This is a genomic window from Roseivivax sp. CAU 1753, assembly GCF_054482575.1.
Genome location: NZ_JBTLRF010000026.1, coordinates 1 through 3,669, shown reverse-complemented (window position 1 = coordinate 3,669; position 3,669 = coordinate 1). Strand labels below are relative to the sequence as shown.

General features: G+C 59.4%; 6 protein-coding genes. 3 read left to right on the top strand and 3 right to left on the bottom strand.

Annotation, left to right across the window (positions count from 1 at the left end):
* Positions 1-206: 206 nt before the first annotated feature.
* From ACXYMN_RS19760 to ACXYMN_RS19750, 3 genes are read right to left on the bottom strand one after another with little or no spacing between them, the layout of a single operon-like run.
* On the bottom strand, positions 207-437 hold the full coding sequence (locus ACXYMN_RS19760; protein WP_459015796.1) for a hypothetical protein: 231 nt from the start codon (positions 435-437) through the stop codon (positions 207-209).
* Between the two features lie 57 nt (positions 438-494).
* The gene (locus ACXYMN_RS19755; protein ID WP_459015795.1) at positions 495-1,232 is read right to left on the bottom strand and encodes a CBASS cGAMP-activated phospholipase; all 738 of its coding nucleotides are present in this window, start codon (positions 1,230-1,232) and stop codon (positions 495-497) included.
* Positions 1,233-1,258: 26 nt separating this feature from the next.
* On the bottom strand, positions 1,259-1,495 hold the full coding sequence (locus tag ACXYMN_RS19750) for a DUF2188 domain-containing protein (protein ID WP_459015793.1): 237 nt from the start codon (positions 1,493-1,495) through the stop codon (positions 1,259-1,261).
* Positions 1,496-1,549: 54 nt separating this feature from the next.
* Here ACXYMN_RS19750 and ACXYMN_RS19745 point away from each other — a divergent pair, with 54 nt between their 5' ends.
* The 3 genes from ACXYMN_RS19745 (at position 1,550) to ACXYMN_RS19735 (ending at position 3,576) form a co-directional block, all read left to right on the top strand.
* Positions 1,550-2,671 (top strand): helix-turn-helix domain-containing protein, encoded by a 1,122-nt coding sequence (locus ACXYMN_RS19745; protein ID WP_459015792.1) that lies wholly within the window; start codon positions 1,550-1,552, stop codon positions 2,669-2,671.
* Positions 2,668-3,174, top strand: a complete 507-nt coding sequence (locus ACXYMN_RS19740; RefSeq protein ID WP_037240062.1) for a PIN domain-containing protein — start codon at positions 2,668-2,670, stop codon at positions 3,172-3,174. The genes ACXYMN_RS19745 and ACXYMN_RS19740 overlap by 4 nt, the downstream gene beginning before the upstream one ends.
* A gap of 63 nt (positions 3,175-3,237) precedes the next feature.
* Entirely contained in the window at positions 3,238-3,576 is a 339-nt protein-coding gene (locus ACXYMN_RS19735; RefSeq protein ID WP_459015790.1) for a hypothetical protein, read from the top strand.
* Positions 3,577-3,669: the final 93 nt, after the last annotated feature.

Sequence of the window (3,669 nt, the reverse complement as noted above, 5' to 3'; positions counted from 1 at the left end):
TGGAACCCATTGGTAACATCCCGCCAGCAGAGGCCGAGGCAAACTTCTACGCAGCTCTGGAAACATCAGACATGGCCGCGTAGCTTAAACAATTCAGCCTCCGGCAAACCCGGCGCGGTTCACCTCGCCTATCTCGTCCAGGATGGTGAATATCTGCGTGCGCCGCCGAATATCACTGTCGGTCAGCGGCTGTCGCAACATCTGATTCATGCCGCTTTCTCCTTGAGTTGATAGACCGGCACGAAGGTATCGGCAGGCTGGGTGAAAAAGATCGGGGTCAGGTGGGGCTTTGCTTTTCGGGCTTCTGACATACCGAGGCCCTTGAGGCGGCCGATCTTCGTGGTGTCATCCAAGGTAAAAAACCCGCTCGGGACAGACGGCGAAATGCGGTAGATGCGATCCCCATCGTAAGGGTGTCCCGTCAGAAGTTTTGCCATGCCGAGGGCGCCATGTGATTGCCCATCCGCGTAAAGGTTGAGGACTTTGAGGCCGAGTCAGGCAAACCCTGGACTTTCGGGCAGCATGTAGACTTCGTCCAGACACCCCAGGCTCAGAATGCGCAGGTCTGACGGATGCCACCCCAGAAGAGTGATGGCTTCGACGACAGCAATGGCTGTGGGATTGTTGGCCCATGTCCCGCCATCGGTTAGGCCAATATCATCAGCAGTGCGATGTCGCTTGAAATACGTAGGTGCCGCTGCCGTAGCCAGAGCGGCATCCAGCGCAGTCTTGCGATAATCGGTTTGCAGGCGTGTGTGATGCGCGGTCTTGTAGATATAAGGGCTGCGGAGATCGGCATCCCACGCCGGGATCACCAACCGGGTCTGTGATTGCCCGATCAGATCGTTGTTGAGAACGGCCTTGAGTTCACGGGCAAGAATTGCCGCATCGTGCTTTGGACCGACTACGTGCCGACCTGTGGCGGTGAGGGTGCGCCATGCCTGCCGTATCCTCCCCAACGGTTCATCATCCGCATTGTCCTGACCGAAGATGACAGGCCCGCGACGCTCGTAAAGCTCGAGCAGTTCCTTTGCCGTGCGGCCAAGGCCAAGGCCGAGTGCGATGATGCCACCCGTCGATGTGCCCGCAATGAGATCGAAATAGCGCCCAATGGGCTGGCCCAGATCTTCCTCGAGCCCCGCGAGGAATGCAGCGGGCATCGTGCCCTTGATCCCGCCCCCTTCGATGGAGAGGATGCGACGTATTTGCCTGTTGTTACCGCTGCTGCTCATCCTGACATCCACCCCAATTATGCCCCTCAGCCTTTCGGCGGATACGGGTCCTTGCCATAGGTGTTGCGCTCGCGGATGCGGCCATTTTCGCCGTGGATCAGCATTTCGCCACCCTGACGAATAGCGGATTCTCGCGCGGCCGTGATGGCCTCGCGCTGCGTGCCGTGGATGGAAGACGCGCGGGAGTTGCCCGTCCCCTTCACTGCCCAACCGCTTTCATGTGGCACAACATGCTGATTTTTCTTAGCCATTTCAAAGCTCATGTGTCGATTTCGGTTGACGATTCAGCAACCTTGTGTTTATATATATAGCAATAAATGGCGTTTATCAAGCACAACAATAACCGCCGGGAGAGGATCATGTTCGGACAAAGACTGCGACTTGCCCGCAAGCGGGCAGGTCTATCCATGCGAGCGCTCGCGGAGCGTGTAACCCCAAACGTGTCTGCGCAGGCCATCAGCAAATATGAGGCGGACAAAATGATGCCGTCCTCGTCAGTGCTGGTCGGCCTCGGCAAAGCGCTTGGCGTGTCACTGGACTTCCTGCTCGGCGGTCAGGTCGAAGCCCTGGAAAGCGTCGAGTGGCGAAAGAACTCGACCGCCTCAGCGCAGGATCGCGCGATGGCGGAATCCATCGTGATAGAGAAGCTCGAAGACTATCTCGCCATCGAGGACATCCTCGATATGCACCCCGCCGAAGACCCCTTCGCCTTGCTGCGCGTGGACAAGGTGGCCGATGAAGAGGCCATCGACGCCAAGGCGCGGCAAGTGCGGCGAAAGTGGGAGCTCGGCATCGACCCGATCCCGAGTATGACCGCCCTGCTCGAAGACAAGGGGCTCAAGGTCATAGAGGCCGATCTACCTGAGCGTATCAACGGGCTGGCCTGTCATGTCGAACGGGCGGAAGGCGCACCGACTGAAGTGATCGTCGTCTCGCGGCATACCAATGTCGAGCGCAAGCGCTTCAACCTAGCCCACGAACTCGCGCACCGGATCATCATCGAAACCGGCAATGCCGCGCTGAAGAAGGAAGCCTCCATGCACCGCTTCGCGGGCGCGTTCCTCATTCCGCGTGAGCATCTGGAAGAGGAAGCTGGCCGGAACCGGCACGGCATGACCTGGATCGAGATCATGCGGCTCAAGCGCACCTATGGCGTGTCTGCCGCCGCGATGCTCGTGCGGCTTGGCCAGGTGGGCATTCTGTCGAAGAGCGCTGTAGAATATGCGTTCAAGACCTATGCGCGAAGCTGGCGGCGCGAAGAACCGGAGCCTATCGGTCCAGGCGAGGGCTTCGCGGCCTTCGAGCAGCCGCAGCGCTTCGAGCGCCTCGTCTGGCGCGCGCTCGGCGAGGAGATGATTTCCCCCGTGCGGGCGGCGCAGATGCTCGGGCTCCCCTTGAGCGTTGTCGAACGCGACATCAGGGGGCCTCGTGACCTGTGACCTGTGTCGTCGTCAATGATGCGTCCTGCCTGATCGACTTAAAGAAGGGGGAGTTGCTGCACGTTCTGCTGCGGCTGCCCTATCGCTTCATCGTGCCCCTGCCCATTCGTGAAGAGGAGCTTCTCGACTTCACGGCTCAGGAATGGCGGATGCTCGAAGATGGTGGCCTTGCCACCTATGACCTGCCAGCCGAGGAAGTCGCGCAGGTGGTTGCGCTCAAGCGTGAGCACAGCCGTCTGTCAGCCTATGACTGCTTCGCTCTGGTCACGACAACCTGCCAGGAAAACGGCATCCTCCTGACCGGCGACAATCTTCTGCGCAAAGTCGCCACCGCCCGCGCCGTGCGCGTTCATGGCGTCCTGTGGATCATAGACGAGTTGCACGCCGCCGAAGTCTGCGAGGTCGAGCTTCTTGTTTCCGCACTGCAAATCTGGCGGGCGGATGAGGCGGTCTTCCTGCCTCCTGCCGAGATCGACAAGCGGCTGCGCCGTCTGGGGGCATAATCTGAACAAGGTGGAGATGGCTGGACCCTGCCCACGACGTTCCCAGCGAGAGATCGAACGGTCGTGCAAGCCAAACCCTCTTTTTGGCAAAAAAACACCGTTTGTTACATTCAGCGTTACGGAAGCTACGGGCAGGTCGCCATGCCCGCCACCCTATCGAGCAACCAGCTTTTCGCCATCCCCCTCCTGCAGCATCGCTTCCATTTCGTCCAAGCCATCCACGGCGGAGCGCATCTGCGTCTCATCCACGATGCTCGTAGCATCAGCATCCGCAACCTGGCTTCCAAAATCCATCTCCATCTGACGCTGTTCCTCGGCGATGACGGCTTGAACGACGGGCGCGGTTTTTTTTGGAACGCCGTCATATTGTCGGTAAGCGGTGCGCCGTTCACACTGGATTGACGTAGTTCCAAGGCAGCAGCAGATTGATATCGGTTTGTTTGTGCCCGCCTGCGATGGCTTTCAGGACACCGGACAGATAGCCATGGGGCTCGA

Bases quoted from the DNA above. Each gene is read 5' to 3' on its own strand.
- ACXYMN_RS19760 (WP_459015796.1), bottom strand. From the start codon at position 437: ATGGCAAAACTTCTGACGGGACACCCTTACGATGGGGATCGCATCTAC.
- ACXYMN_RS19755 (WP_459015795.1), bottom strand. From the start codon at position 1,232: ATGAGCAGCAGCGGTAACAACAGGCAAATACGTCGCATCCTCTCCATC.
- ACXYMN_RS19750 (WP_459015793.1), bottom strand. From the start codon at position 1,495: ATGAGCTTTGAAATGGCTAAGAAAAATCAGCATGTTGTGCCACATGAA.
- ACXYMN_RS19745 (WP_459015792.1), top strand. From the start codon at position 1,550: ATGGCGTTTATCAAGCACAACAATAACCGCCGGGAGAGGATCATGTTC.